This is a genomic window from Streptomyces sp. WM6372 (genome assembly GCF_001279655.1).
Lineage (GTDB): Bacteria > Actinomycetota > Actinomycetes > Streptomycetales > Streptomycetaceae > Streptomyces.
In genome coordinates, this window is the sequence record NZ_LGDB01000216.1 from 32,818 (window position 1) to 58,594 (window position 25,777).

27 protein-coding genes are annotated in these 25,777 nt (G+C 71.9%); 15 read left to right on the forward strand and 12 right to left on the reverse strand.

What is annotated here, in order from left to right:
* The first annotated feature begins 222 nt into the window (after positions 1-222).
* Positions 223-660: a hypothetical protein gene (locus tag ADK52_RS30350; RefSeq protein ID WP_030161262.1), complete on the forward strand. Its 438-nt coding sequence runs from the start codon at positions 223-225 to the stop codon at positions 658-660.
* Positions 661-675: 15 nt separating this feature from the next.
* Here ADK52_RS30350 and ADK52_RS30355 read toward each other — a convergent pair whose 3' ends face one another.
* Entirely contained in the window at positions 676-1,737 is a 1,062-nt protein-coding gene (locus ADK52_RS30355; RefSeq protein WP_234344319.1) for a serine hydrolase domain-containing protein, read from the reverse strand.
* A 179-nt stretch (positions 1,738-1,916) separates the two neighbouring features.
* Positions 1,917-3,338 carry an FAD-binding oxidoreductase gene (locus ADK52_RS30360; protein ID WP_053693053.1) on the reverse strand — a complete coding sequence of 474 codons (1,422 nt, stop codon included), beginning with the start codon at positions 3,336-3,338 and terminating at the stop codon, positions 1,917-1,919.
* A gap of 129 nt (positions 3,339-3,467) precedes the next feature.
* Between ADK52_RS30360 and ADK52_RS30365 the strand changes: the two genes are divergently transcribed.
* From ADK52_RS30365 to ADK52_RS30370, 3 genes are all read left to right on the forward strand, one after another.
* Complete coding sequence (locus tag ADK52_RS30365) at positions 3,468-4,625, forward strand: TDT family transporter (RefSeq protein WP_053693054.1); 1,158 nt, start codon at positions 3,468-3,470, stop codon at positions 4,623-4,625.
* A 105-nt stretch (positions 4,626-4,730) separates the two neighbouring features.
* Positions 4,731-4,892: a hypothetical protein gene (locus ADK52_RS42605; protein ID WP_159046062.1), complete on the forward strand. Its 162-nt coding sequence runs from the start codon at positions 4,731-4,733 to the stop codon at positions 4,890-4,892.
* Between the two features lie 13 nt (positions 4,893-4,905).
* Entirely contained in the window at positions 4,906-5,499 is a 594-nt protein-coding gene (locus tag ADK52_RS30370; protein WP_053693055.1) for a disulfide bond formation protein B, read from the forward strand.
* A 43-nt stretch (positions 5,500-5,542) separates the two neighbouring features.
* On the opposite strand, the gene ADK52_RS30375 is transcribed toward ADK52_RS30370, so the two are convergent.
* The gene (locus tag ADK52_RS30375; RefSeq protein WP_053693082.1) at positions 5,543-6,442 is read right to left on the reverse strand and encodes an NADP-dependent oxidoreductase; all 900 of its coding nucleotides are present in this window, start codon (positions 6,440-6,442) and stop codon (positions 5,543-5,545) included.
* 197 nt (positions 6,443-6,639) lie between these two features.
* Here ADK52_RS30375 and ADK52_RS30380 point away from each other — a divergent pair, with 197 nt between their 5' ends.
* Positions 6,640-7,059 carry a winged helix-turn-helix transcriptional regulator gene (locus tag ADK52_RS30380; RefSeq protein WP_053693056.1) on the forward strand — a complete coding sequence of 140 codons (420 nt, stop codon included), beginning with the start codon at positions 6,640-6,642 and terminating at the stop codon, positions 7,057-7,059.
* A gap of 40 nt (positions 7,060-7,099) precedes the next feature.
* Positions 7,100-7,837 carry a Mut7-C RNAse domain-containing protein gene (locus ADK52_RS30385; protein ID WP_053693057.1) on the forward strand — a complete coding sequence of 246 codons (738 nt, stop codon included), beginning with the start codon at positions 7,100-7,102 and terminating at the stop codon, positions 7,835-7,837.
* A 201-nt stretch (positions 7,838-8,038) separates the two neighbouring features.
* On the opposite strand, the gene ADK52_RS30390 is transcribed toward ADK52_RS30385, so the two are convergent.
* Entirely contained in the window at positions 8,039-8,557 is a 519-nt protein-coding gene (locus ADK52_RS30390) for a hypothetical protein (RefSeq protein WP_053693058.1), read from the reverse strand.
* A 125-nt stretch (positions 8,558-8,682) separates the two neighbouring features.
* Between ADK52_RS30390 and ADK52_RS30395 the strand changes: the two genes are divergently transcribed.
* Positions 8,683-9,018, forward strand: a complete 336-nt coding sequence (locus ADK52_RS30395; protein WP_053693059.1) for a YnfA family protein — start codon at positions 8,683-8,685, stop codon at positions 9,016-9,018.
* Between the two features lie 62 nt (positions 9,019-9,080).
* Entirely contained in the window at positions 9,081-9,845 is a 765-nt protein-coding gene (locus tag ADK52_RS30400; RefSeq protein WP_053693060.1) for an SDR family NAD(P)-dependent oxidoreductase, read from the forward strand.
* A gap of 56 nt (positions 9,846-9,901) precedes the next feature.
* Here ADK52_RS30400 and ADK52_RS30405 read toward each other — a convergent pair whose 3' ends face one another.
* Complete coding sequence (locus ADK52_RS30405) at positions 9,902-10,978, reverse strand: MBL fold metallo-hydrolase (protein WP_063783970.1); 1,077 nt, start codon at positions 10,976-10,978, stop codon at positions 9,902-9,904.
* Positions 10,979-11,140: 162 nt separating this feature from the next.
* Positions 11,141-12,334, reverse strand: a complete 1,194-nt coding sequence (locus tag ADK52_RS30410; protein WP_053693061.1) for an RtcB family protein — start codon at positions 12,332-12,334, stop codon at positions 11,141-11,143.
* A 172-nt stretch (positions 12,335-12,506) separates the two neighbouring features.
* Here ADK52_RS30410 and ADK52_RS30415 point away from each other — a divergent pair, with 172 nt between their 5' ends.
* The 3 genes from ADK52_RS30415 to ADK52_RS30425 all read left to right on the forward strand — a co-directional run bounded on the left by ADK52_RS30415 (position 12,507) and on the right by ADK52_RS30425 (position 16,099).
* Entirely contained in the window at positions 12,507-13,358 is an 852-nt protein-coding gene (locus tag ADK52_RS30415) for a DUF3558 domain-containing protein (protein WP_147420013.1), read from the forward strand.
* Positions 13,359-13,535: 177 nt separating this feature from the next.
* Positions 13,536-14,312 carry a DUF3558 family protein gene (locus ADK52_RS30420; RefSeq protein ID WP_053693063.1) on the forward strand — a complete coding sequence of 259 codons (777 nt, stop codon included), beginning with the start codon at positions 13,536-13,538 and terminating at the stop codon, positions 14,310-14,312.
* 116 nt (positions 14,313-14,428) lie between these two features.
* Complete coding sequence (locus tag ADK52_RS30425) at positions 14,429-16,099, forward strand: DUF2637 domain-containing protein (protein ID WP_053693064.1); 1,671 nt, start codon at positions 14,429-14,431, stop codon at positions 16,097-16,099.
* Positions 16,100-16,180: 81 nt separating this feature from the next.
* Here ADK52_RS30425 and lysS read toward each other — a convergent pair whose 3' ends face one another.
* Both lysS and ADK52_RS30435 read right to left on the reverse strand, forming a co-directional pair.
* On the reverse strand, positions 16,181-17,917 hold the full coding sequence (gene lysS, locus ADK52_RS30430) for a lysine--tRNA ligase (RefSeq protein WP_053693065.1): 1,737 nt from the start codon (positions 17,915-17,917) through the stop codon (positions 16,181-16,183).
* Positions 17,918-18,007: 90 nt separating this feature from the next.
* Positions 18,008-18,565: a hypothetical protein gene (locus tag ADK52_RS30435; protein WP_053693066.1), complete on the reverse strand. Its 558-nt coding sequence runs from the start codon at positions 18,563-18,565 to the stop codon at positions 18,008-18,010.
* 118 nt (positions 18,566-18,683) lie between these two features.
* Here ADK52_RS30435 and argS point away from each other — a divergent pair, with 118 nt between their 5' ends.
* Both argS and ADK52_RS30445 read left to right on the forward strand, forming a co-directional pair.
* Positions 18,684-20,477: an arginine--tRNA ligase gene (argS, locus tag ADK52_RS30440; protein ID WP_053693067.1), complete on the forward strand. Its 1,794-nt coding sequence runs from the start codon at positions 18,684-18,686 to the stop codon at positions 20,475-20,477.
* Between the two features lie 66 nt (positions 20,478-20,543).
* Positions 20,544-21,353 (forward strand): hypothetical protein, encoded by an 810-nt coding sequence (locus tag ADK52_RS30445; RefSeq protein WP_159046063.1) that lies wholly within the window; start codon positions 20,544-20,546, stop codon positions 21,351-21,353.
* Here the strand turns inward: ADK52_RS30445 and ADK52_RS30450 are convergent.
* From ADK52_RS30450 to ADK52_RS40670, 3 genes are read right to left on the reverse strand one after another with little or no spacing between them, the layout of a single operon-like run.
* The gene (locus tag ADK52_RS30450; RefSeq protein WP_053693069.1) at positions 21,350-21,661 is read right to left on the reverse strand and encodes a hypothetical protein; all 312 of its coding nucleotides are present in this window, start codon (positions 21,659-21,661) and stop codon (positions 21,350-21,352) included. The two genes, ADK52_RS30445 and ADK52_RS30450, sit on opposite strands and share 4 nt — an antisense overlap.
* Positions 21,658-22,812: a polymorphic toxin type 44 domain-containing protein gene (locus ADK52_RS30455; RefSeq protein WP_234344320.1), complete on the reverse strand. Its 1,155-nt coding sequence runs from the start codon at positions 22,810-22,812 to the stop codon at positions 21,658-21,660. Before ADK52_RS30455 ends, ADK52_RS30450 begins: the two co-directional genes overlap by 4 nt.
* Positions 22,751-23,257 carry an ATP-binding protein gene (locus ADK52_RS40670; RefSeq protein WP_078988716.1) on the reverse strand — a complete coding sequence of 169 codons (507 nt, stop codon included), beginning with the start codon at positions 23,255-23,257 and terminating at the stop codon, positions 22,751-22,753. The genes ADK52_RS30455 and ADK52_RS40670 overlap by 62 nt, the downstream gene beginning before the upstream one ends.
* Positions 23,258-23,369: 112 nt before the next feature.
* Here ADK52_RS40670 and ADK52_RS30465 point away from each other — a divergent pair, with 112 nt between their 5' ends.
* Together ADK52_RS30465 and ADK52_RS30470 are read left to right on the forward strand one after the other, a co-directional pair.
* Positions 23,370-24,194: a helix-turn-helix domain-containing protein gene (locus tag ADK52_RS30465; protein ID WP_053693072.1), complete on the forward strand. Its 825-nt coding sequence runs from the start codon at positions 23,370-23,372 to the stop codon at positions 24,192-24,194.
* Complete coding sequence (locus tag ADK52_RS30470; protein ID WP_053693073.1) at positions 24,191-24,430, forward strand: DUF397 domain-containing protein; 240 nt, start codon at positions 24,191-24,193, stop codon at positions 24,428-24,430. The genes ADK52_RS30465 and ADK52_RS30470 overlap by 4 nt, the downstream gene beginning before the upstream one ends.
* On the opposite strand, the gene ADK52_RS30475 is transcribed toward ADK52_RS30470, so the two are convergent.
* Complete coding sequence (locus tag ADK52_RS30475; RefSeq protein WP_030161312.1) at positions 24,423-24,692, reverse strand: DUF1876 domain-containing protein; 270 nt, start codon at positions 24,690-24,692, stop codon at positions 24,423-24,425. The genes ADK52_RS30470 and ADK52_RS30475 overlap by 8 nt on opposite strands.
* Between the last annotated feature and the right edge of the window lie 1,085 nt (positions 24,693-25,777).

A 25,777-nucleotide genomic window follows, 5' to 3' on the forward strand; every position in this document is an offset into this window, starting at 1 on the left:
GCGTGGCGGGGGCCGCGGGGCCGGGGCAGGCAAGACCAGTCGGGTGGAGATATGCAACGCGGTGGTGGACCGGGCGAGGGTACGGACGGCCTCGACCCGCAGCGCGCCCGCGAGGCCCGCGAAGCCCGTCGCCGCGGCAAGCACCGGCGCCGGGCCGCGGACGCGGCCGATCCGGTACCGGGACCGCTGGAGTCCCCCGACGGCCTGCCCAAGGGCCGCGGCATGGGCGTGACGTACAAGTACTTCGGCGCGCCCGACGGCGCCACGGCCGCCCGCGTCCCGGTCACGATGCGGCCGGAGGAGCTCGGCGGCGACGAGCTCGGCATGGGCGGCCTCTTCACCAAGATCAAGCCGGAGACGGTGGCCGCGATGGTCCTGACCGGCATCGAGGGCATACCCCTGCACAAGGTGCCCCCGCTGGAGCTGGTCGTGCTCCACCCCGACTACGCGGTGGTCAAGCTCCCGATGACGGTGGTCGACCCGCTGCGCGGCATCGGCGAGGAGTCGGTCGGCGCGGCGGCGTTCATCTGGTCCACGGTCCCGGACCGGGGCGGGCCGCGCGACGCCTTCAACGTCTACCAGCTGCTCCACGAGTGGCAGGACTTCAGCCACCGGCTGCACGAGGCGGGGCACCAGCCGTACTGCCTGGTCTGGCCCTGACCCTCCGCGCACCGGTCAGCCCGCGGTCAGGATCTTGTGGGCGAGATCCCGCAGGGGCGTGATCCGGATGCGCGCGGCGGCGCCGTTGTGGACGGCGTTGGTCACGATGACCACGTACCGGCCGGTGGCGGGGGCGAGGTGGAGACTCGTACCGGTGAATCCGTGGTGGTAGGCCACCGTCCCGCCCGCGCCGAGGATCCACCCCAGGCCGCGCTGGAGGCCCGGCTCGATCTCCGCCTGGGGGACGAGGCTCAACCGGAACCACTGGCCGAGCGGGCTCTCGCGCCCGGCGAGCAGGTGCTCGGCGTACGTGGCGAGGTCGGCGGCCGGCGCGAAGACCCCGGCGTGGCCGGCGACACCGCCCATGATCGCCGCGTTGTCGTCGTGGACGGCGCCCCAGAGCCGGTCGTGGCCCTCCTGCCGCTCGGTCGGCGCGACGCGGGGCTCCTGCCTGACCGGGCCGTACGCGGTCTCGTCCATGCCCAGCTCCGCCCACAGCTCGCGGGCGAGTTCGTCCAGCGGCCGGCCGTGGACATGGGCGAGGGCCAGGCCGAGCAGGATGTAGCCGCGGTTGATGTAGCGGTGGATGCCCGGGAGGTTCTCCATGAGCTCGTGGCAGATCAGCTCGTGCAGGGGACGGCCGGTCAGGTCGTAGAGGTCGAGGCGGGTGGCGGCCCGCAGGCCGGAGGTGTGCGAGAGCAGCTGCCGTACGGTCGCCTCCCCGCTCGGCATCGCGCCCTCCATCGGCGGCAGGAACTCCCGTACGGGCGTGTCGAGGTCGAGCAGGCCCGCGTCGAGGGCGCGGCCGACGAGCGGCCAGGTCGCGGTGACCTTCGTCAGGGACGCGATGTCGTAGACGGTGTGCTCGTCGGGCGTGCCGGGGCCGGTGAACGGGGAGACGACCCCGGCCGAGAGGACGGCGCGCTCGCCGGCCGCCGCAGCGCCGGCATGCCGCGTACCGCAGACGACCACGCCTCCCGGGGTGGCGCCGTCGGTGACGATCTCGCGCAGCACGTCGTGCAGTCCGCCGGTCTCGGCGGCCGTGAACATCGGTACGGGCTGGTCCATCGGGTTCATCTACGCCTCCGGCTCGGTGGATGGTGATCCCGCCACCCAGCGTGGCCATGGCGCCCGGCGAGTGCCCGTAGCCGCGCCGGAGATGATCACAAGCCGGGGGCATCGCGAGCCGGAGGACCCGTGAGGGGGTGATCGCGAGCGGGGGATCGTGAGCGGCGATCGCGAGCGGGGGATCGCGGCTACGCAGCCGCCGGGGGGATGTTCTGGTTCAGGCGGAACACGTTCCCCGGATCCCACTGCGCCTTCAGGGCCCGCAGCCGCTCCAGCTTCCGCTCCCGCGAGCCGTAGGCCTGGCGGACGCGCTGCTCGCCCTCGTCCATCAGGAAGTTCACGTACACGCCCGCCTGGTACGGCTCCATCTCGCCCCAGAACTCCCGGACCCACGCGCACTCCTCGGCGAAGCCCTCGGGCGTGTCCCGGATCCCGTTGATGTTCAGCATGTGCCCCAGGGAGCGGCCCGCGGCCGCCGTGTCCTCCTCGCCGACCCGGGCGACCGCACCGCCCAGCTGGAACAGCGGGAAACCGCTCTGCGGGGAGGCGATCCGCCCCGCGTACCGCGCCATCGCGTCCAGGGCGCCGTCGGCGAGCCGTTCGAGACCGCAGCCCCGGAAGTAGTACCACCAGCCGTGCGGGAACGAGGCGTCGAACATCGCCTGGTGCGCCAGGTACGGCTTCGGCCGGCACAGGTCGAGCAGCGGCCGCCCGAACCCGCGCATCGGCCGCATCACCTCCTCACCGGCGGCCATCTCGCCCACCCAGCAGGCGATCACCATCACCACCGGCCGCCCGTGCAGCTCCGGCGGGATCGCCGGCGACGGCGGGGCCTTGCGGTGGATCACGATCGTCGTCAGCTCGTCCGGCACCCCCGCGATCCAGTCCCGGTAGAACCGCATCACCCGCGGCGACTCCTCCACCGGCCACAGCACCGGCCCGGCCAGCACGGTCGGACCGACCGGATTCAGCCGGAACGTGAACTCCGTGACGATGCCGAAGTTCCCGCCCGCCCCGCGCATCCCCCAGAACAGCTCCGGCTCCTGCCCCGCACCCGCCGTGACCCGCTCCCCGCCCGCCGTGACCAGGTCCACCGACAGCAGCTGGTCCACGCTCAGCCCGTACTTGCGGCTCAGCCAGCCGATCCCGCCGCCGAGCGTGAGCCCCGCGACGCCCGTGTGCGTGACGATCCCCGACGGCACCGCCAGCCCGAACGGCTGCGTCGCCGCGTCCAGCTCGCCGAGCAGCGCCCCCGCCTGGACCCGGACCGTACGGGCCTCGGGGTCCACCCGGATCTCCTTCATCGGCGACAGGTCGATCACCACGCCGCCGTCGCAGACCGAATGCCCGGGGAAGCTGTGGCCGCCGCTGCGCACCGCGACCGGCGCACCCGTCCGGCCCGCCCACTTCAGCGCCGCCACCACATCGGCCGAACCCGTACACGGCGCGATCAGGGCGGGATGCCGGTCGATGGCGCCGTTCCAGATCCGCCGGCGCTCCTCGTACGGGGCGTCCCCGGCCCGCACCAGGCTCCCCCGGAAGGAACGCGCCAGCTCGTGGTACGCGGAATCGTCCAGCCGGACCGGTACCGGCGCAGTCGAGGCACCCATAGGTCGCTCCTCACCGCTCTCCCCCGAGTGTTCCACCGCGGGGATACGCGGGCCAGCCGGCGTCGTTCGCGCTGGTCAGCACTGATCCACCCGGTTGCGGGGGCCATCGGCCCGGGTCACGGTGAGCACATGGCCGCGCCCCCGCCCCCCGTCAGCCCCAGCCTGATCCGGCACCTCGGCCCCAACTGGTACGCCAGCGTGATGGGGACCGCCATCGTCGCCAACGCGGGCGTCGCCCTGCCCGTGCACGTCCGCGGACCGCACACCTTCAGCCTGGCCTTCTGGGCCCTGTCCGCCGCCATGCTGGCCGTCCTGCTCACCGCCCGCGCCGTGCACTGGGCCCGCCACCGCGACCAGGCGCGGGCCCATCTGCTCGACCCGGCCGTCGCCCCCTTCTACGGCTGCCTCTCCATGGCCCTGCTCGCCGTCGGCGGCGGCACGCTGCTGATCGGCAAGGACCTCATCGGCCTCCATGCCGCCGTGGTCGCCGACTCCGTCCTCTTCATCGCCGGAACGGCCATCGGACTGCTCGCCGCCGTCGCCATCCCGTACCTGATGGTCGAGAGCCACCGGATCCGGCCCGGCAGCGCCTCACCCGTCTGGCTGCTCCCCGTCGTCGCCCCGATGGTCTCCGCCGCGCTCGGCCCGCTGCTGATCCCGCACCTGCCGCCCGGCCAGTGGCAGCGCGCGCTGCTGCTCGGCTGCTACACGATGTTCGGGCTGAGCCTGCTGGCCACGCTGGTGCTGCTGCCCATCGTCTTCGGGCGGATGGTGACCGGCCCGCGGCTGCCCCTCGCGCTGACCCCGACGCTGTTCCTGGTCCTCGGCCCGCTGGGGCAGTCGGTCACCGCCGCCAACAAGTTCGCCGACGCCGCCCCGGGGGTGGTGCAGCCCCCGTACGCCGAGGGCTTCCGGATGTTCGCCGTGATCTACGGGGTCCCGGTGATGGGCTTCGCGCTGCTCTGGTTCGCCTTCGCCTGCGCGATGCTCGTACGGGCGCGGCGGCTCGGCATGCGGTTCTCGCTGACCTGGTGGGCGCTGGCCTTCCCGGTGGGCACCTGCGTGACCGGGGCGGAGGGGCTGGCCCAGCACACCGGCCTCGACCTGTACCGCTGGCTCGCCGTCCTCCTGTACGCCTGCCTCCTGGTGGCCTGGGCCACCGCGGCCTCCCTGACCGTACGCGGCCTGGCGACGGGCGCGTTCGTCCCGGCGGCGGCCCCGGCGCCCGAGCCGGCCGCCGAGGCCGCCGCCGGGGCCGCTGCCGAGACCACCGCCAGGGTCCCATAAAGCCCGCTTATGGGCGCATAGACCCGATACCGCTACCGGCGCGTAACGCCCGGGCGGAGGGTGGAACCGCAAAGCAAGAGTTCCCCCCGATGAAGCTGGGACACCATGTACACCCTCCTCTTCCTCCTCATCTTCCTGTGCGTCGTGGCAGCACTCCGGCCCTGGCCGGCCAGGGTCCGGGTGCCGCTGTGGACGGGAACGCTGATCGCCTCCCTGATCGCGTTCCTCCCCCACGTGCTCGACCACACCTTCCGCATCGCCCTCTGAGGAGAAGAGCCCCGTGAACACCGCATCCACCTCCAGCCGGCTGGGCCTGTGGTTCGCCCACGCCTACGTCATCGGCCTCTGCGGCACCCTGGCCGGCGCGTACTTCTTCCAGTTCGGGCTGTGGGAGTACCCCTGCCCCATGTGCCTGATGCAGCGGATGTTCTTCCTGCTCAGCGCGGTCGGCCCGGCCTGGATCATCGTCCGCTCCCGCAAGGGCGCGGTCACCGCCGGGGAATGGGCCTCCGGCTGGGGCTGGGCCATCGTCGCCGCCCTCGCCGGCAGCACCGTCTCCGCCACCCAGGTCCTGATGCACATCGTGCCCCCGGACCCCGGCTACGCCGGCGCCCTCTTCGGACTGCACCTCTACACCTGGGCCCTGATCACCTTCCTGGCCGCCTCCGTCGCCGCCGCGGCCGCGCTGTTCCTGACCCCCCGGGCCGTACCCCTCGACGCGGGCCTCACCTCCCCCGCGCTGCGCCGGGCCTCCACCGTCACCTCGGCGGTGCTGCTCGCCTTCGCCGTGAGCAACCTGGTCGCCTGCTTCTTCCTCCAGGGCTTCGCCTGGCAGATGCCGGGCGACCCCACCGGCTACGCCCTGTTCCACTGAGGAACCGGGTGGCCCGCCGATTCCCGGTCGGCGGGCCACCCGGTCAGGCGGTCGTCAGGACCAGCCGGCCGCGGGTGCCCGGCTCCGCCAGGCGGGCGTGGGCCTTCACCGCGTCCGCCAGCGGGATGGTCTCCGCGACCCGCAGGGTCAGGGCGCCCGCGTCCACCAGGCCCACCAGCTCCGCCAGGTGCGCGCCGTCCGCCGCGACCTCCTGCTCCGCCACCCGGATCCCCCGCTCCGCGGCCGGGCCGGCGTGCGGGCGCAGGCCCACGTAGACCCCGCCGTCACGGACGAAGCCCAGCGCCGGCTCCCCCAGTACGGCCGCGTCCACGACCCCGTCCACCGGACCGGCCGGAGCCGCGCCGCGCGGGACGAACGCGGTCGCGCCCAGCGACCGTACGAACTCCTCGTCCGACTCCCCCGCCAGGGCCGTCACCACCAGCCCCGCCCGTACCGCGAGCTGCACCGCGAGCCCACCGACCACGCCCGCGGCCCCCGTGACCAGCACCGAGGACCCCGGAGCCAGCCCCAGCAGTCCCACCGCCCGCGCGGCCGTCAGCCCGCTCAGCGGGAGCGCGGCCGCGGCCGCGGCGTCCACGGTGGCCGGGGCGGCCGCCACCGCCGAGGCGTCGAGCACCGCGTACTCCGCGTGCGTGCCCAGCGGCTTGACCGGCCCGTAGTGCAGCCCGACCACCCGCTGCCCCGCCGACCAGCCGGTGACCCCGGCGCCGACCTCGTCGATCTCGCCCGCCACGTCCCAGCCGAGCCCCAGCCGCGTCCCGGCGCCGCCGAAGACGCCGGCGCGGACCGCGCCGTCCACCGGGTTCACCCCGGCCGCCGCGACCCGGACGCGGACCTGGCCGGCGGCCGGCCGCGGGACCGGCACCCGCACGATCTCCACCTGCTCCGGCCCACCGAAGCCGTTCACGACGGCCGCCTGCATGGTCCGTACGGTCTGCGCGTTCTCGCTCATGGTGTCTCCCCGGTTCGGTTCGGTGCGGTGCGGTTCTGTGCGGTGCGGTTCCGTGCGGTGCGTCCGCTCGTTTCTGCGTTCCGCTGAGCACTAACCTAGGGAGAGGTACTCTCCTTTCGTAAGTACGTACTTGAAGGTGCGTACCCGACCCGGAAGTGGGGCACCCGATGGCCACCCGTACCGCCGAGACCCGCCGCGAAGAGGCCCGCTACGCCTACGACGCCTTCCTCAAGGAGTGCCCCACCAGCCAGCTCCTGGCCCGCATCAGCGACAAGTGGGTCGGCCTCATCGTCGCCGCGCTCGCCCAGGCCGAGGACAACTCCATGCGCTACAGCGACCTCGGCCGCAAGATCCCCGGCGTCAGCCAGAAGATGCTCACCCAGACCCTGCGCTCCCTCGAACGCGACGGCCTCGTCACCCGCACCGTCACCCCCACCGTCCCCGTCCGCGTCGACTACCGCCTCACCGGACTCGGCAGCAGCCTGGCCTGCCTCCTCACCTCCGTGAAGCAATGGGCCGAGAACCACTTCGACGAGGTCGACGCCCACCGCACCGCCTACGACGGCGCCACCGCCGCGACCTCGTAATTCCCCGGCACCGCCCGCCCCCCGATGGCATGCTGACAGCGTGAACGGACCCGGCATTCAGCTCACCCTCGCCCCCGAACTACGCCTGTTCGCGCCGCCCAGCCGGCGCGCCGACCGCGTACCGACCGCCACCGACGGCGCCTCCAGCCTCGGCCACGTCGTCGAATCGGCCGGCGTCCCGCTCACCGAGGTCGGCCGCCTCCTCGTCGACGGGCACGAGGTGCCCGTCTCGTACGTGCCGCAGGCCGGGCAGGACGTGGAGGTCTTCGGCGTCGAGCGCCCGCAGCAGATCGAGGGCGCCCCGCTGCGCTTCCTCCTCGACGTCCACCTCGGCACGCTCGCCCGCCGCCTGCGCCTGCTCGGCGTGGACACCGCGTACGAGAACGAGGACATCGGCGACCCCGCCCTCGCCACCCGATCCGCCGCCGAGCAGCGCGTCCTGCTCTCCCGCGACCGCGGACTGCTGCGCCGCCGCGAGCTGTTCGCGGGCGCCTACGTCTACAGCGACAACCCCGACGAGCAACTGCGGGACGTCCTCGGCCGGTTCGCGCCCGCCCTCGCCCCGTGGACCCGCTGCACCGCGTGCAACGGGTCACTGTGCGAGGCCGACAAGGACAGCGTCGGGGACCGCCTCGAAAGCGGGACGCACCGCTCGTACGACGTCTTCGCGCAGTGCACGGCGTGCGAGCGCGTCTACTGGCGCGGCGCCCACCACGCCCGGCTGGAGCGGATCGTCAGCGAGGCGGTCGAGGAGTTCGGTGGCGTGGCCACCCCGTAGGCCGCAGGCCCTTCGGGCCGTCGGGCTGTCCTGCCGCCGGGCCGCCGGGCGCCCGTAGGCCATCGGACCGTCCGGCCGCCGGACTGCCGGGCTGCCGGGCTGTCCCGCCGTCGGGCTGTCGGGCTGTCGGGCTGCCGGGCTGTCCCGCCGTCGGGCTGTCGGGCTGCCGGGCCGTCGGACTGCCGACGGCCCGACCGGCCGTCAGAAGGCGTAGGAGTCGCCCGTGTCCAGCGCCAGCACCGCGTGCTGGTTGTTGGACAGGTCGCGGTCGGACGCCCCGCCGTTCCACCACGTGTCGATCCGGACCACCACCTCCGGCACCGGCTGCTTCAGATCCAGCATCAGCCCGATGTGCCGGCCCCGGCCGTGCAGCGGCAGCGCGCCCGTCTCGCACACCACCTCGCGCAGCCCGGCCCGCGCGCAGCCCTGCGCCAGCTCCTGCCGGTCCGCGAGCTCCGCCGACAGCCGCACCCGCAGCGTCGCGTTGGGCAGCGCGGCCGGCCCCTCGTTCTGCGGCACCACCCACACCCTCAGCCGCCCCTGCGACAGGGACACCCGCCCGTGGTAGGCCACGTCGGCCTCGGGACCCGGCCCGCTCCGGGCCACCGCCACCGCCGCCGCCTCCCCGGAGACCCCGGACACTCCGGAGACCCCGAGCACCAGCAAGCCCGCCACCACCACACTCCGTACGGCACCACGGCGCACCGCCACCACCTCCACGCGCGGAGGCTAGCCAGCACCGCCCTTAACCGGTCGGACCATCACACGAACGAGGGCGATCCCCTCGCCCAACCGGCGGGCGGCGCCGACCCGGGCCCCCGGCCGGTCTGCGTACGCTTCGAGCCATGCTGATCGCCCGCTCCGTCGCCCTGTTCGCGCTCGCCGCCGTCCTGGAGATCGGCGGCGCCTGGCTCGTCTGGCAGGGCGTGCGCGAGCACAAGGGCTGGGCCTGGATCGGCGCCGGGGTCATCGCCCTCGGCCTGTACGGCTTCGCCGCCACCCTCCAGCCCCAGGGTGACTTCGCCCGCGTCCTCGCCGCGTACGGCGGGGTCTTCGTCGCCGGCTCCCTCGTGTGGGGCGTGGTCGCCGACGGCTACCGCCCCGACCGCTGGGACGTCACCGGCGCCCTCGTCTGCCTCGCCGGCATGGCCGTGATCATGTACGCCCCGCGCGGCCGCTGAGCCCCGCCTATGCTGGCGGGTATTCGCCCGTACGAACGACCGAACGACTGAGGAGCCCGCACATGAGCACGGCCGCCACCCGGACCGCCGTAGTCACCGGCGCGAGCAGCGGCATCGGCGCGGCCACCGCCCGACAGCTCGCCGACGCCGGCTACCACGTCGTCCTCACCGCCCGCCGCAAGGACCGCATCGAGGCCCTCGCCGCCGAGCTGACGGCAGCCGGCCACTCCGCCGCCGCCCACGCCCTCGACGTCACCGACCGCCCCGCCGTCGACGCCTTCGCCGCCTCCCTCGACCGCTGCGACGTCCTGGTCAACAACGCCGGCGGCGCCATCGGAGCCGAGCCCGTCGCCACCGGCGACCCCGCCGACTGGCGCACGATGTACGAGGTCAACGTCATCGGCACCCTCAACCTCACCCAGGCCCTCCTCCCCGCCCTCGTCGCCTCCGGCGACGGCACGGTCGTGGTCCTGTCCTCCACCGCGGGCCACGCCACGTACGAGGGCGGCGCCGGCTACGTCGCCGCCAAGAACGGCGCCCGCGTCCTGGCCGAGACCCTCCGCCTGGAGATCGTCGGCCAGCCGGTCCGCGTCATCGAGATCGCCCCGGGCATGGTGAAGACCGAGGAGTTCGCGAAGACCCGCTTCCGCGGCGACGCCGAGAAGGCCGAGAAGGTCTACGCGGGCGTCGCGGCCCCCCTGAGCGCCGACGACGTCGCCGACACCATCACCTGGGCCGTGACCCGCCCCAGCCACGTCAACATCGACCTGCTGGTGGTCCGCCCCCGCGCCCAGGCCTCGAACACCAAGGTCCACCGCGACCTGTAAGCGCCGCCCGGTCCCGCGTCTCGCCTGCCTCCCCCGCCTCGACTCGTCCCGCCCCGTCAATCCCCCGGTTGCCCCGCGGAGGGCGTGGGGCTCGGCGCGGAATCGTGGAGGGCGGGGCGGGACCAGGGGGCGTCGGGCTCGGCGGACTCCGGCCGCAGTCCGAGCTCGCGGAGCTGGTTCACCGCCATCATGGCGGTGAACATCGCGTTCGGGTTGGCCCCGCCGCCGCCCAGTCCGGCGACGGCCTCCGCGTACCGGGCGGTGAACTCGCCCGGCCGGACCCGCCCTCCCCCTCCGGTCAGCCCGAGCGCCGCCCCCTGTAGGGCGGCGGCCTGGTCCAGCAGCCCGTCCAGGAAGTCCGTCACCTCGGCGCCGCGGCGCACGGCGAACGTGTGCCCGTCGGTGAGGACAGCCGCCTCCCCCTCCTCGAAGAGGAGCGCGACGGCGCCGAGCACGGTCTGGATCTTGAGCTGGTCGGCGTCGGCCATCACCCCGCAGGCTCCGTTGCCCTCGTCGGACAGGTGCAGCACGCCGCTGTCCCTCAGGTGCACGATCACGTGCCCGGCGCAGTGCCCCTGGCTGCGCAGCACGCGGACCGCGCCGTCGGCGAAGGTCCAGCCGGTGAAGCGCGCCGGGCCGATCCGGATCCGCTCCAGCGGTCGCTCCTCGTAGGTCCGGGTGGTGGCGCCGAAGGGCCGGTACGGCTGGAAGAGCGACACCAGCCAGGGGCCGGCCAGTGCGGGAGCGGGCAGCGGCGCCAACCCGGCGATGCGCTCCAGGGACCGCACCCAGTACGAGTCCGGGTCCCGCATCTGGTCGAGGTCGGGAGCGGGTACCCAGTGCTCGGCCGGCACGCCCAGCTCGTCGGCCAGGTCGTTGTTGGCGACGTGGTCGGGATGGCCGTGCGTGGTCAGGAACAGCGCCCGGGACCAGGGCCCGACCCGGTCCATCGCCTCCCGCAGGGCCGCGCGGAAGGCGGCGGTGACGCCGGTGTCGACGACCACCAGGGTGTCGCCGGCCCGGTGCACCAGGGCGTTGCCGACGTCCGGCTGACCGCGCTCGACGTCCAGTTCCTGCCCGAGGACCAGCACGGTCCGGTCGTCGATCCCGATCAGTTCACCGAGCGCGGTCATGGATCCTCCCGCAGTCCCGTCGCGCCCCCACCCCTGCCGAGCGTACGCCGCACCGACCCCCCTGTCCCCGCGAAGCCGTCGGCGGCCACGGGGACCACGCGGAAGGGCCCGGACCGCGTTCGGTCCGGGCCCTTCCGCTCCCCCGACAACTGCACCCAGGGCTCAGCCCTTGATGCAGATGACCTGCTTGAGCTTGGCCACGACCTGGACGAGGTCCGTCTGCTGGTCGATGACCTGCTCGATCGACTTGTACGCGCCCGGGATCTCGTCGACCACGCCCGAGTCCTTGCGGCATTCGACGCCCTTGGTCTGATCCGCCAGGTCGCGCGCCGAGAACCGCTTCTTCGCGGCCGTCCGGCTCATCTTCCGGCCCGCGCCGTGCGAGGCCGAGTTGAACGACTTCTCGTTGCCGAGGCCCTTCACGATGTACGAGCCCGTCCCCATGGATCCCGGGATGATCCCGTAGTCGCCGCTGCCGGCGCGGATCGCGCCCTTGCGGGTGACCAGCAGGTCCATGCCGTCGTACCGCTCCTCCGCCACGTAGTTGTGGTGGCAGCTGATCTCGTGGTCGAAGGAGACCTTCGCCTTCCGGAACTCCCGGCGGATGACCTCCTTGAACAGGCTCATCATCACGGCCCGGTTGTACTTGGCGTACTCCTGGGCCCAGAAGAGGTCGTTGCGGTACGCCGCCATCTCGGGCGTCGCCGCGAGGAAGACCGCGAGGTCTCGGTCCACCAACCCCTGGTTGTGAGCGAGCCCACGGGCCACGTTGATGTGGAAGTCGGCCAGCTCGTTGCCGATGTTCCGCGAGCCCGAGTGCAGCATGAGCCACACCGAACCGGACGTATCAACACAAAGCTCACAAAAATGATTGCCTTGGCCAAGGCTTCCCATTTGCCTCAGCGCCCGGTCCCGCCGGAACTTCACCGCGTCCGCGATGTAGTCGAACCGCTCCCACAGGTCCCCGAACCCCGCATCCGAGAACCCGTACAGCCGGTCCGGGTCCACCGGGTCGCGGTGCATGCCCGCGCCCACCGGGATGGCGCGCTCGATCTTCGAGCGGAGGGGGGAGAGGTCACCCGGGAGGTCGTTCGCCGTCAGGGACGTCTTCACCGCCGACATGCCGCAGCCGATGTCCACCCCCACCGCCGCCGGGCACACCGCGTCCTTCATCGCGATCACCGATCCGACCGTGGCGCCCTTGCCGTAGTGGACGTCCGGCATGACTGCCAGGCCCTTGATCCAGGGAAGGCCGGCGACGTTGTGCAGCTGCTGCATCGCGCTCGCCTCGACCGACGCGGGGTCGGTCCACATCCGGATCGGGACCTTCGCTCCCGGTACCTCTACATACGACATATGACTTCAATCCCCCGAATAAGCAAAAACCTCGCTCTTGATCCCAAACCAGACAGGGGACCGGCGCCGGCACCAACGTGTGCGATAGACATTGTGTTCATCCGCGTCCAAAGCGCGGCAACGCATTTTCCTGACCGCCGGGACGCCGGCCGGTCGAAGGGAGCCAGTGGACGTGCAGCGCAAGGCGGTACGGCAACGACGGCGGGTCCTGCCGGGCATCGCGATGCTCACCGCACTCACGGCCGGCCTGACCGGCCTGACCGGGTGCACCAGCGGCAGCGGCGCCGGGTCCGACACCGACTCCAAGGCGGGCGACAGCAGCCCCGCGCCCGCGCCGGCCGGCAAGTACCGCAGCCTGCCCGCGCCCTGCAAGGCCGCCGACGGCAAGCGCCTCAAGGCCATGCTCCCGGCCGGGGACAGCCTGACCGACGAGCAGCGCGCCCAGCTGTACGCCGGGGTCGCGGACACCTCGTACGACGGCGACCGGCACGTCGGCTGCCGCTGGACGGCGCAGACGCCCGAGGAGACCCGGCTGCTGTCGGTGGGCTTCGAGCGCGTGGTCTCTTACGACCGGACGCTCTCGAGCGACGACGACAAGGCGCACCAGGTGTACGTGCGCCGGCTGACGGACGCGCACCTGCCGTTCCCCGGCCCCACCACGAGCCCCACGCCGAGTACGGGTACGAGCTCCAGCGCTCCTCCGGCCGCCAGCACTCCCCCGCCGCCCGCCGGGCAGTCGCCCTCCCCCGGCGCCGGGAGCCCTTCCGCGCCGCCGCCCGAGCTCGGGTCCCGCGTGCTCGAAGGGCTCGGGACCGAGGCGTACATCGAGGACAAACTGAGCGCGGCCGGTGCGAGCGCGGCGCAGGCGCGGACCGTGCGGATTGTGTTCCGCACCTCGAACGTCATCGTCACGGTCGAGTACAGCGTGCAGCCGGCGCTGCCCGGTACGGTGCCGTCGAGCCCCGAAACCCAGGACAAGGCACGGCAGTTGACGCAAGCCCTCGTCGAGCGTTTCAACGAGTGAGCGGGGGCGCGCGGGGCTCGGCGTGACGGCGCGCACAGCAGGCGCGCGCCGGGTCGGGCTACCGTTGTTCGGGTCCAGCGCCCGCCCGCCGAACCCGAACCGAGCCCGAACCGAGCCCGAACCGAGCCCGAACCGCGTCCACAGAACGCGCCCCACAACGTACTGACTGAAGGAACCATGCACCGATCTGCCTCGCGCCTCACTCGCGTTCTCGCCTGCGCAGCCGTCCCGGTGATCCTCACCGTCGCCGGCTGCTCGTCCGACTCGGGCAAGGGCTCCGCTTCGGGCGGCGACAAGAAGCCCGGCGCGTCCTCCTCCGCCAAGCCGAGCGGCAAGGCCTCGGCCGCGCTGGAGAAGGCGGCGTTCGCGACGCTGCCCGACCCGTGCAAGTCGATCCAGGCGAAGACCGTCGACACCCTCGTCCCGGAGGCGAAGGACAAGAACGGCACCGCGACCAAGTCGAACGACCTGGCCTCCCGCGCCAGCTGCTCCTGGAACGGCCTGGACGAGGACGGGCTGAAGGGCTCGCAGTACCGCTGGCTGTCGATCTCCCTGGTCCGCTACGAATCGCACTCCTCGCTCGGCGGCGCGAACAAGCGCGCCGAGGACCAGTTCAACAAGCAGGTCGAGACCGCGAAGGCGACCGAGGGCGCGCAGAACGTGAAGGTCGAGCAGGCGGGCGGGATCGGCGACCAGGCGTCGTCGGTCGTGTACGGCGTGAAGAAGGACGTGGACTTCTTCAACACGACGATCGTGGCGCGCACGCAGAACGTGGTGATCACGCTCGACTACAACGGTGCGGCGTACGAGGGTGCCGGCGCTCCGGATCAGGCCAAGCTGCTGGAGAACGCGATCGCCGCGGCGAAGGAGACGGTGGCCTCGGTCGCCGCCGCCAACCAGCAGCAGCAGCCGTCGCAGCAGCCTGAGCAGCAGGCTTCTCCCTCCGCGCAGTAGGCGCAGGCGGGTCCGGACGGCGTGGCGGGCGCTTAACGGGAGGCTGACATTCAGTCACCTGTGCGGTCACCCGTACGCTGTGCCTGCCGTAGCTCGACAAGGGGAGGGGATCGCGGGTGGCCGCGATGCAGCTGACTCGTACGCACCGGATACTCATCGGCGTCGTGGTCGCAGGAGCCGTGGTCATCGCGGGGATCGGTTTCGCCGGTTCGTACGCCGCGGTGCGCGCGCTCGCGGTGCAGAAGGGGTTCGGGAACTTCTCGCTGGTGTTCCCGATCGGCATCGACATGGGCATCTGCGTGCTGCTGGCGCTGGACCTGCTGCTCACGTGGATCCGGATCCCGTTCCCGCTGCTGCGCCAGACGGCGTGGCTGCTGACCGCGGCGACGATCGCGTTCAACGGCGCGGCGGCCTGGCCGGACCCGCTGGGCGTGGGCATGCACGCCGTGATCCCGATCCTGTTCGTGGTCACGGTGGAGGCGGCCCGGCACGCGGTGGGCCGGATCGCGGACATCACCGCGGACCGGCACATGGAGGGCGTCCGCATCACGCGCTGGCTCCTGTCGCCCTTGCCGACGTTCAAGCTGTGGCGCCGGATGAAGCTGTGGGAGCTGCGCTCCTACGAGCAGGCCGTCGGCATGGAGCAGGACCGGCTGATCTACCAGGCGCGGCTCCAGGCCCGGTACGGACGCGCGTGGCGCCGCAAGGCGCCGGTGGAGGCCCTGATGCCGCTCCGCCTGGCCCGCATCGGCGTTCCGCTGTCCCAGACGGCCCCGGAGGGCCTGGCGGCGGCGGGCATCGACCCGATCCTGCTGCCCCCGGCGGCCGCGGCCATCGCGACGGGTGCGGCCGTGTCGGCGCCGTCGGCTCCGGCCCTGGAGGCGGGCCAGGCGCTCGCCGCCGCGGGCCAGGCGGCCCTGGCCGGCGCGGGCATCCCGGGCCAGGTCGGTCTGGCGGGCGCGGGCGCGGGCCGGCAGGCCGCGGGCATTCCGGGCCAGGTGGGCCAGGCGGGCGCGGCTGATGGCCAGGCGGCCTTCGTCGGCGCGACCGCGGGCGCCCCGGGACAGCCGGGCACGCCCGGCGCAGCCGCGGGTCTCGCGGGTTTCCCGGGCGCAGCCGCGGGCCAGGGTCAGGCGGGGCAGCCGGGTACGGCGGGTCAGCCCGGCCTGCCCGGCGGAGCCGAGGGCCACGCAGGTCTCGCCGGCGCAGCCGCGGGCCAGGCCGGTCCGCCGGGCGTGGCGGGCGCCGGGTACCCGGGGCCTGGGGCGGAGCCCCAGGTTCGGGAAGGGGCGGGTAGGGGAGCAGCCCCGCAGGGCCACACCCCGCTCCCCTTCGCGGTCGACCCGACGGCCATGCCCGCCGCCCACGACAGCGCCTGGTTCGCGGCTCCCCTGGCCCCGCAGGCCGCGTACGAGGGCGGGTACAACCCCCAGTACGTCGAGGGCCTGGAGCCGACCCCGGTCATGCCCCCGACCGGCCCGGACGAGGACGTTCCGCAGCAGGAGCAGCTCCCCGTACCGCCGGCCACCGCCGATGACGCCGAAGCCGACGCCGCCGCCGACGCCGAAGCCGGCTTCGACCAGGCCAAGTTCAACGAGGCGGCGTACGAGGTGTTCCGCTCGTACCTCGACGAGCACTCCGACTTCCCGACCCCGGAGCAGGTGGACATACACCTCTCGGACCGCCACGGGATCGACCACCCGCGCAGTTCCTCGATGATCCGCAAGCTGATGCCGGGCCTGAAGCTGCGCTACCAGCGCGAACTGGAGAGCGAGCACATCGCCTAGCCGGAGGCAGCGGCAGACGCCCGTATGCGGAAGGGCCCGCACCCCTCGGGGTGCGGGCCCTTCCCTGTGCCCACGAACGGCTCAGGCGGCCAGGAGCTTGCGCACCCGGTCCGCGCCCACGGCCAGCAGCAGCGTGGGCAGGCGCGGGCCGGTCTCCCGGGTCACGAGAAGCCGGTACAGCAGCGCGAAGAACGTGCGCTGCGCGACCTTCAGCTCCGGCGTCGGCTTCGCGTCCGGCTCCAGCCCCGCCATCACCTTCGGCACGCCGTACACGAGCGTGGTCAGCCCGTCGAGCGACCAGTGCGAGTCGAGCCCGTCCACCAGCAGCCGCAGCGACTCGCGGCCCTCGGCGTCCAGGGACCCGAGCAGCTCGGTGTCGGGGTCCTCGCGCACCAGCGTCCGCTGGTCGGCCGGGACCTGGGTGGTGATCCAGTTCTCGGCGCGGTCCAGCCGCGGCCGTACCTCGTCCAGCGAGGTCAGCGGCTGCGACGGGTCCAGGTCGGCCAGGATCCGCAGGGTCTGCTCGTCGTGCCCGGCGGTGATGTCCGCGACCGACGCGAGCGTGCGGTACGGCAGCGGCCGCGGGGTGCGCGGCAGCTCGTGCGAGGCGACGCGTACGGCACGGGTGTGCGCGGCGGCGTCGGCCGGCAGCACGGAGCCGTCGGCGACCTTGGACTCCAGCTTGTCCCACTCGTCGTAGAGCCGCTGGATCTCCTGGTCGAAGGCGATCTTGAAGGACTGGTTGGGGCGGCGGCGCGCGTACAGCCAGCGCAGCAGCTGCGGCTCCATGATCTTCAGCGCGTCGGCCGGGGTGGGGACCCCGCCCTTGCTGGACGACATCTTGGCCATGCCGCTGATGCCGACGAACGCGTACATCGGTCCGATCGGCTGCTCGCCGCCGAAGATGTGCACGATCTGCCCGCCGACCTGGAAGGACGAGCCGGGCGAGGAGTGGTCGACGCCCGAGGGCTCGAAGATCACGCCCTCGAAGGCCCAGCGCATCGGCCAGTCGACCTTCCAGACCAGCTTGCCGCGGTTGAACTCGCTGAGCTTGACCGTCTCGGTGTACTCGTCCTCGGTGCAGACGTACGTCATCTCGGTCGTCTCGTCGTTGTACGAGGTGACCTTGGTGAAGTCCTTGCCGCACTGGCCGCAGTACGGCTTGTACGGGAAGTACCCGCTCTCGCCGGCGCTGCCGTCGTCCTCGGCGGCCGCGCCGGAGCCCTCGGCGGCCTCCAGCTCGGCCTCGTCGACCTGCTTCTGCTGGGGCTTCTTGCCGCCCGGCTTCTGCTTGGTGCGGTACTGGGCGAGGACGGCGTCGATGTCGCCGCGGTGCTTCATCGCGAACAGGACCTGCTCGCGGTACGCGCCGGAGGTGTACTGCTCGGTCTGGCTGATCGGGTCGTACTCGACGCCCATCTCGGCCAGGGCCTCGACGAAGACGGCCTTGAAGTGCTCGGCCCAGTTCGGGTACGCGGAACCGGCCGGGGCGGGCACGGAGGTCAGCGGCTTGCCGATGTGCTGCGCCCAGGACTCGTCGATGCCGGGGACGCCGGCCGGGACCTTGCGGTAGCGGTCGTAGTCGTCCCAGGAGATGAGGTGGCGGACCTCGATGCCGCGGCGGCGGATCTCGTCGGCGACCAGGTGCGGGGTCATGACCTCGCGGAGGTTGCCCAGGTGGATCGGACCGGAGGGGGAGAGTCCGGACGCGACGACGACGGCTTTGCCCGGGGCTCGGCGCTCCGCCTCGGCGATGACCTCGTCCGCGAAACGGGAGACCCAGTCGGTCTCGGTGCTGCTCTGGGCGCTCTGAGCCACGACACGTCCTTCTATCTCGAATGCTGGCTGTCAGCCATTCTCCCAGACGGAACCAGCCCCTCCGAGGTTGCCCGTCAGGACGTGGCGGTGTCAGGACGTGGCCGGGTCGGACGTGGCGACCGGTATCCCTCCGAGCCGCCGCACGGCGGCGAGTATCCGGGGCCCGGTGGTGTCCAGCATCTGGGGCATCAGAACGAGGGGGCTGCCGTAGCGCCGGATGTACACGGCCCTCCGGCGCGCAGGCCGGCCGAAGGGCATTCCGTGGGGCACGACCGGCAGCTCGATCCCGGGGCGGGGAACCAGCACCACGACGCCACTCTTCCCGCTGCGGACCTCGCTCAGGTCGGACCAGGGGATGGCGGGCCCGGCACCGACGGTGACCCCGTACCCGTCCAGCCGGACCAGGGTCCCCGGGGTGCGCCACCGGAGCTGCCAGACCAGCAGGAACACCAGGACGACGGCCATGAGGGCGCAGGAGCCCGCTGCCAGGAGGCGGCCGAGCCCGTCGGGCGCGGTGAGCAGCTTCCCGATGCTGGGCGCCCCGATGAACAGCATGAAGAATGCCGGTCGGCCGGGCCCGACGGGGCGGAGTTCCAGCGGGCCGACCTCGGGGAAAGCCCCGGCACCGCGCAGGGTGGTCCTGTTCATGGCGGCACTGTAGTGACCGGGAAATCCCGGAATCCGGACAGCCCCTCCGTGGGATACTCGGGGCTTGTCGGAACAACCAAGTGCACCTTCAGGCACGACCTCACAGGAACGGCAGCTCATGGCCTCGGTCCCTTCGCTCGCTTCGTCCGTCAACCAGCGCGTCGCGGACGCCCTCGCCTCGGCCCTGCCGGAGGCCGGTGGCGCCGACCCGCTGCTGCGACGAAGCGACCGGGCCGACTTCCAGGCCAACGGCATCCTGGCGCTCGCGAAGAAGGCCAAGGCCAATCCGCGCGAGCTGGCGACGACCGTGGTCGGGTCCATCCCCACCGGTGACCTGATCCGGGACATCGAGGTCTCGGGCCCCGGCTTCCTCAACATCACCGTCTCCGACCGGGCGATCATCGAGACCCTCGCCGCCCGCGCCGGCGACGACCGCCTCGGTGTCCCGTACGCCGCGAACGCGGGCACCACCGTCATCGACTACGCGCAGCCGAACGTCGCGAAGGAGATGCACGTCGGCCACCTGCGGTCCGCCGTGATCGGCGCCGCGATGGTCGAGATCCTGGAGTTCACGGGCGAGAAGGTGGTCCGGCGCCACCACATCGGCGACTGGGGCACCCAGTTCGGCATGCTCATCCAGTACCTGATCGAGCACCCGCACGAGCTGGACCACAAGTCCGTTGACGGCGCCGACGACGCGGAGGTCTCCGGCGAGGAGGCCATGTCCAACCTCAACCGCCTCTACAAGGCCTCGCGCGCGCTCTTCGACTCGGACGAGGAGTTCAAGACGCGGGCCCGCGCCCGGGTGGTCGACCTCCAGGCGGGCGACGAGCAGACCCTCGCGATGTGGCAGCGGTTCGTCGACGAGTCGAAGATCTACTTCTACTCCGTCTTCGACAAGCTGGACATGGACATCCAGGACCCGGACGTCGTCGGCGAGTCCGGCTACAACGACATGCTGGTCGAGACGTGCAAGCTGCTGGAGGACTCGGGCGTCGCCGTCCGCTCCAACGGCGCGCTGTGCGTGTTCTTCGACGAGTACAAGGGCCCGGACGGCAACCCGACCCCGCTGATCGTCCAGAAGTCGGACGGAGGCTTCGGCTACGCCGCGACCGACCTGTCGGCGATCCGGGACCGCGTGAGCCACCTGAAGGCGGACACCCTCATCTACGTGGTCGACGCCCGCCAGTCGCTGCACTTCAAGATGGTCTTCGAGACGGCCCGCCGCGCGGGCTGGCTGAACGACGAGGTCAAGGCCGTGCAGCTGGCCTTCGGCACGGTCCTCGGCAAGGACGGCAAGCCGTTCAAGACCCGTGAGGGCGAGACGGTCCGGCTGGTGGACCTGCTCGACGAGGCGGTGGACCGGGCCACGGCCGTCGTCCGCGAGAAGGCGGAGAAGGTCGGCCTGTCGGAGGAGGAGATCGTCGAGAACGGCCGGTACGTCGGCATCGGCGCGGTCAAGTACGCGGACCTCTCCACCTCCCCCTCGCGCGACTACAAGTTCGACCTGGACCAGATGGTCTCGCTGAACGGCGACACGTCCGTGTACCTCCAGTACGCGTACGCGCGGATCAAGTCGATCCTGCGCAAGGCGGCCGAGGCGGGCGAGCGCACCCCGCTCGCGCACCCGGAGCTGGAGCTGGCCCCGGCCGAGCGCGCGCTGGGCCTGCACCTGGACGGCTTCGGCGAGCTGATCGCCGAGGCGGCCGCGGAGCACGCCCCGCACAAGCTGGCCGCGTACCTCTACCAGCTGTCCTCGCTGTTCACGACGTTCTACGACCAGTGCCCCGTCATCAAGCCGGAGCCGGAGCTCGTCGTCGGCGAGAACCGCCTGTTCCTGTGCGACCTGACCGCCCGCACGCTCACGAAGGGCATGTCCCTGCTGGGCATCCGCACGCCCGAGCGCCTCTGACCCTGTTCGCGGGGCGCACCGCTCCGTACGATCGGCCTTCCGTCTGAACGGCAGGGGAGGCCGATCGTGAACGGTTCACAGGGTGCGCACGGTTTACCGCTGGCGCGCGCCGCGCTGAGAGTGCTGACCGGCGCCGGTGGCGGCACGCCGGCGCAGTCCGCCCTCCGGGCGCGGATACGGGTCCACGTGGAGGACAGGCTGCGCGGCGGCGCGCTGGGCACCGCGGTGCTGACGAAGCTGCGCGACGAGCCGGGGGATGCGTCCACCGCCATCGCCGTACCGGTGGTGGCCGACGAGATCTCCCGCGACCCGGCGTTCGGGGACACCCTGAACGACCTGCTGGAGCAGCTCCTGGGCGGACCGGCGGCCGTGGCGGCGTACGGCGTGCCGCCCGGCGCGAGCGCGACGGGCTCCGCGTCCGCGACGGGCTCCACGTCCACGCTGAGGTCGATCGGCCTGAGCTCGGTGACGGCGAACCAGATCCCCTTCCAGGGGCCCCCGGCCCCGCCCTCGGGCCCGCCGGCACCCGTGGCGCCCATGGCGCCCCAGGTGGTGGTGGTCCCGCCGATGCCCGCGTACCGGCCTTACCGTTCGAGCGCGTGGCTGGTCTTCATGCTCGGGCTGCCCCAGTTCACGGTCTTCCTCTTCCTCGGCTGGCTCGTGGTCATGCTCGACCTCCCGGTGTCCCTCACCATCGTGTTCGCCATGGGGATCGTTTCGCTGCTCATGGCCCTCTTCGGCCTCATCCGCGGCCTGTTCCTGTTCCGCGGCCCGTCGAGCGTGCTGGTCTACGTGGGCACGGCGCTGAACCTCTTCATCGTGGTCGTACTGGTCCTCTCCGCCGGGACCCGCGGCTTCGCCGCGATCAGGTTCTAGCAGCGGTAGCCGTCGGGGACCTGGAGGAGGGCCACGAACACCCAGACCATGACGGCTGCCCCGGCCAGGCCGCCGAGGAGGGCGGCCGCCAGGTTCCAACGGCCGACGTACGCGACGAGCACGCCCCACCAGGCCGTCGCGAGGAGGGCGAGCAGCGCCCCGTAGAAGAGCAGGGCGAGGCCGTTGGCGGCCCCGTTCACGCCGACGTCGCAGGCCTGCCAGGCCGCATTGAGCAGTACCGCGCCGAGCACGCCCGTGCCCAGACCGGCGAGCGGGGCGACCACACAGCCCAGCTGTCCGCGCGTCACGGGGTGCTCCTGATCTGCGGGACGTCCTTGCCCTCCCGCTTCGCCTGCTCCATCCGGTCCATGGCGTCCTCGATCCCCTGCTTGAGCTGGTCTTCCGTCATGTCCTTGCCGTACTTGTCATACAGGTCCATTCCGATCCTCATGGTGATCTGATCGCCCTGGTCGTCGTCACCCGTCAGCAGGGTCTCCCCCAGCGAGGCACCCTTGATGAGGGTGTCCGGGTCGAATCCGGCGGCCCGGCCGATGTACCCGTAGTGGATGTTCGAGTAGATGTCGTAGAACACCTCCCGGTTCTGGCCCGGCTGCTTGAAGAAGTAGTCGTTCTTCGTCTGGAGGTCGAAGTGCTGCTGGAGCTGGGGCTTGTGGTCCCAGTCCTGGCCGGGGGCCACCTTCAGGCCCCACATCACGAGCGCCGCGTTGATGTCGCCTCCGTAGTTGCGCCCGAAGTCGTACCACTCCGGCTCGCGCAGCAGGGCCTGAAGCTGGTGGACGGTGTCGGAGTCCACGTTCCGCTTCATCTCGTCGAAGATCCACTTCTCGGCTTCGGTGAACTTCTGCTCGCTGCGCGCCGATCCGGTCGGCGGGATCACCGGCTTGGCGGTGGCGTTGAAGCCGCCCATGGTGCCGTCGAAGGGGTTGGAGTCGACCACCACGGCCTGGAGCGCCTGCCTGATGGCCTTGTCGAACTCGTCCACCGCGCGCACCGCCTCCGCGATGTGCGCGGTCCACGAGTCCTCAGCCTCCCGCATCCCGGGGTCGCGGCGCAGGATGCGGGCCTGGACGGGGTCCTCGACCCGGGTGAAGTCGAAGCTGGCCCGGCCCGCCGTGGACACCGCCATACCGGCGTCGACGGCGTCCTTGCGGGCCGAATCCACCTTCTTCTTCAGGTCCACGAACCCGGCGTGGGCGTCGCGCAGGAGCGCGGCGACCGCCTTCGCCTCGGTCTGGGCGGCGGCGTACTCGCGCCGGGTGGTGGCGAAGCGGTCCTGCGCGACCCCGGCGCTGAGACCGAGCCAGTTCTGGCCGACGGACGGACCCATCGTGACCTTCTGAACGCTCCCGGCGTACCGGTCCTCGACCTTCTTCAGTTCACCGGCCATCTCGTCCCACGCGCTCGCCGCCGTGGCGAGCAGGCCGAAGTTCGTCGTCATCACTTCCTGGTACGTGAGCACGTTTCCCCCAACTGTGCATGTCAGCAAGGTGTGTTCGGAACTCGCACCACACCACCTTGCCAGGCCGGCGCTCACTCACGCCCCAGAGATCGGCAACCGCTTCGACGATGAGCAGGCCCCGGCCGCCGCCGTCCCGGTCCTGTCGCCGGGGGAGGGGCTCGCCGCCGCCGCTGTCGTGGACCTCCACGCGTACGAGGTGCTCCAGCCGGAGGAGCCGGAGCAGGTAGCCGCGGCCGGGCGGGGCGCCGTGGAGGAGCGCGTTGGTGGCGAGCTCGCTCACGCAGAGCAACGTGTCGTCCTCACGCGACGTGACACCCCAGGCGTGGAGGGTGTCACGTGTGAAACCCCTTGCGGCACTGATGGTTCGGGGAGACCGGAGGTAGAACTGCTGCCGCAGGAGGGCCGGTTGGATGTCGAGATTCACGAGGCGATCGTCGCGCGGAGTGACTAGCGTGTAGCCGAGCGCCAACCCGTACTCATTGATGAGTACGGGTTGTCACGGGTATTGCCCGTGCACGGACGGGGAGTTCGCTGTCATGCCACCAAGGAAGCGCCCACGGCCCAACGCGACGACCATGAAGATGGTCGGCGCGATGGTCGCCGTCAGCCGCGTCGCGAAGAACCTGACCCAGAAGCAACTTGGAGAGTTGGTGGGGCTGGAGGAACAGACCATCGCCTCGGTCGAGCAGGGCAGGCGCGCACTGATGCCCGACGTGGCCGAGCTGCTGGACCGGCTCCTCGGCCTGCCGGGCGTCCTCAGCGTGGCGGCAGAGCAGATGCCTGCGGTGGACGTGACCCCGCCGTGGGCGGAGGAGTACATGGACCGGGAGCGGGAGGCCGTTGCGATTTCGTGGTTCGACACCCAGGTCGTACCGGGCCTTCTCCAGACGGAGGAGTACGCCCGCGCGCTGTTCGGCTGCCGCATTCCGTACCTGGGCGCCGAGGAAATCGAGGTCCAGGTAGCCCGCCGCATGGAGCGGCAGGAGATTCTGGCGCGCCCGGTCCCTCCGACCCTCAGCTTCGTCATCTGGGAGGCGGCCCTCCGCGACCGGATCGGCGGCGACGAGGTCTACCGGGAACAGCTCCGGCACCTACGCACGTACGCGGACCGGCCGGGCATCTCGCTCCAGATCCTGTCCCTGGGCATCGCCGGCCACGCGGGTCTCAACGGGCCGTTCACACTCCTGGAAACCCCCGAACATCAGCACTTTTCCTACGCGGAGACCCAGCGCGGCAGCGTTCTCGGACAGGACCCCGACGAGCTCAGCATCCTCACTCGGAAGTATGCGATGCTGCGATCCCAGGCCCTCAACTTCGGGGAGACGAAGGGCCTGTTGGATCGGCTCTTAGGAGAACGATGAACACCACACTCACGTGGTTCAAGTCCAGCTACAGCAGCGATGAAGGCGGCCAGTGCCTGGAGGTCGCCGTCGCCTGGCGGAAGTCGAGCTACAGCGGCGACGAAGGCGGCCAGTGCGTGGAGGTGGCCACCTGCCCCGGCCAGGTGCACGTGAGGGACTCGAAAGTCCCTCACGGCCCCTCGCTCGCTCTCTCTCCCAGCGCGTGGTCCCACCTCGCTCAGTGGGTCACTAGCTGATCGGGTAGGAGTGTCGGCCCGTCGCTTCGTCGATCTCTGAGTGGGCCTTCTGCAGCATCTGGGACGCGAGATCCATCAGCGCGCGAGCGCCGGCGATCTCTTCCCCGACCCGCAGCTGCTCCGGGTCGGAGGGGTGACGCATGGCGTAGCCACGCGCCCTCATCTCGGAGCCGTCACCGAGCCTGACCATGGCCGCCGCGCTGGTGCGGTGGCCTTCCTCGGTGAATTCGAGCTCCACGTGCCACCCGACGAGTGTGGGCATGGTGCATCACCTCCAGGGGGTCACCCTGCCTCCAGGGTGCGCCCGGGGCGGCAGGAACGCGAGCGGGGGCTCCGGGAGGGCAGGGTTCCAGTCGGCCGGGGTCGGTGAGGGGTCCGGGGGCGTCCCGTCAGTCCACTGTCCTTCCGTGTCGGGTCGGTCCGTCAAGGGCGCTCCCTGCGGTCGCGTCGCTTGCCTTCGGCCACCCTTGACTGACCGCCCCGCCCCGGAATGCCATAAGACTGCCGGGAAGCCCCCGAAGGATGGCCGGGAGGTCATCCGACCAGGAGCGGCCGCATCAGGGATGCGGACCGGGACCTCCCTGTTCACCCGCACCCAGCCCACCAGAACCACCAAGCCCACCCGGCACGGGCGCGCGGGCAGGGCCAACCTGCACCAGAGGCCGATGAGATGACGATGAGGCCCCAGGACGCGTCAGATCGCTACGCGCTCCTCTCGGCATAGCGTCCGACGACCGTCCGGGGCCGGACATAGGCCGCCCACGCACCGCAGGTGGGCGGTCTTCCTGCGTCTGCAGGCCGTGGAGGCCGCCAGACGACGACCGTGGGCGGTCTTCCGGCGTCTGCAGGCCGCTGGGGGCGTCAGACGACGTCCGTGGGCGGGTTTTCGGGCGTCTGCGGCCTGTCTGCGGACCGTTTGGGATCTCTTTGGGGCTCTTGCGGGCTCTTTGGGGGCGAAAAGGGGGCGAGAGGGAGTCTGATGCCGGATTTCTCAACCTCCCACTCCGGGAAGGCCCTTTGCGGGTCTCGATTGGCGTCCAAAAGGGACAAAAAGCCCGCTGTCGCAGGCTGAGAGGCCTTCGTGCCGGTCGTGGGCGGCCTATGTCCAGCCCCAGACGGTCGCCAGACGCTGAGATATGAGAAGCGCGTAGCGATCTGACGCGTCCCCCGTGCCGCCGGTCGCTGGTCGGTCCTGGTGGGCTGGGTGCGGCTGAACGGGGACGGGAGATCAGCGTCCCTGAGGGAGCTGAATGTGGACCTGTCCCCCTGACCGTCCTTCGGGGGCTTCCCGACAGTCTTATGGCATTCCGGGGCGGGCCGGGCAGTCAAGGGTGGAGCGCAGCGACA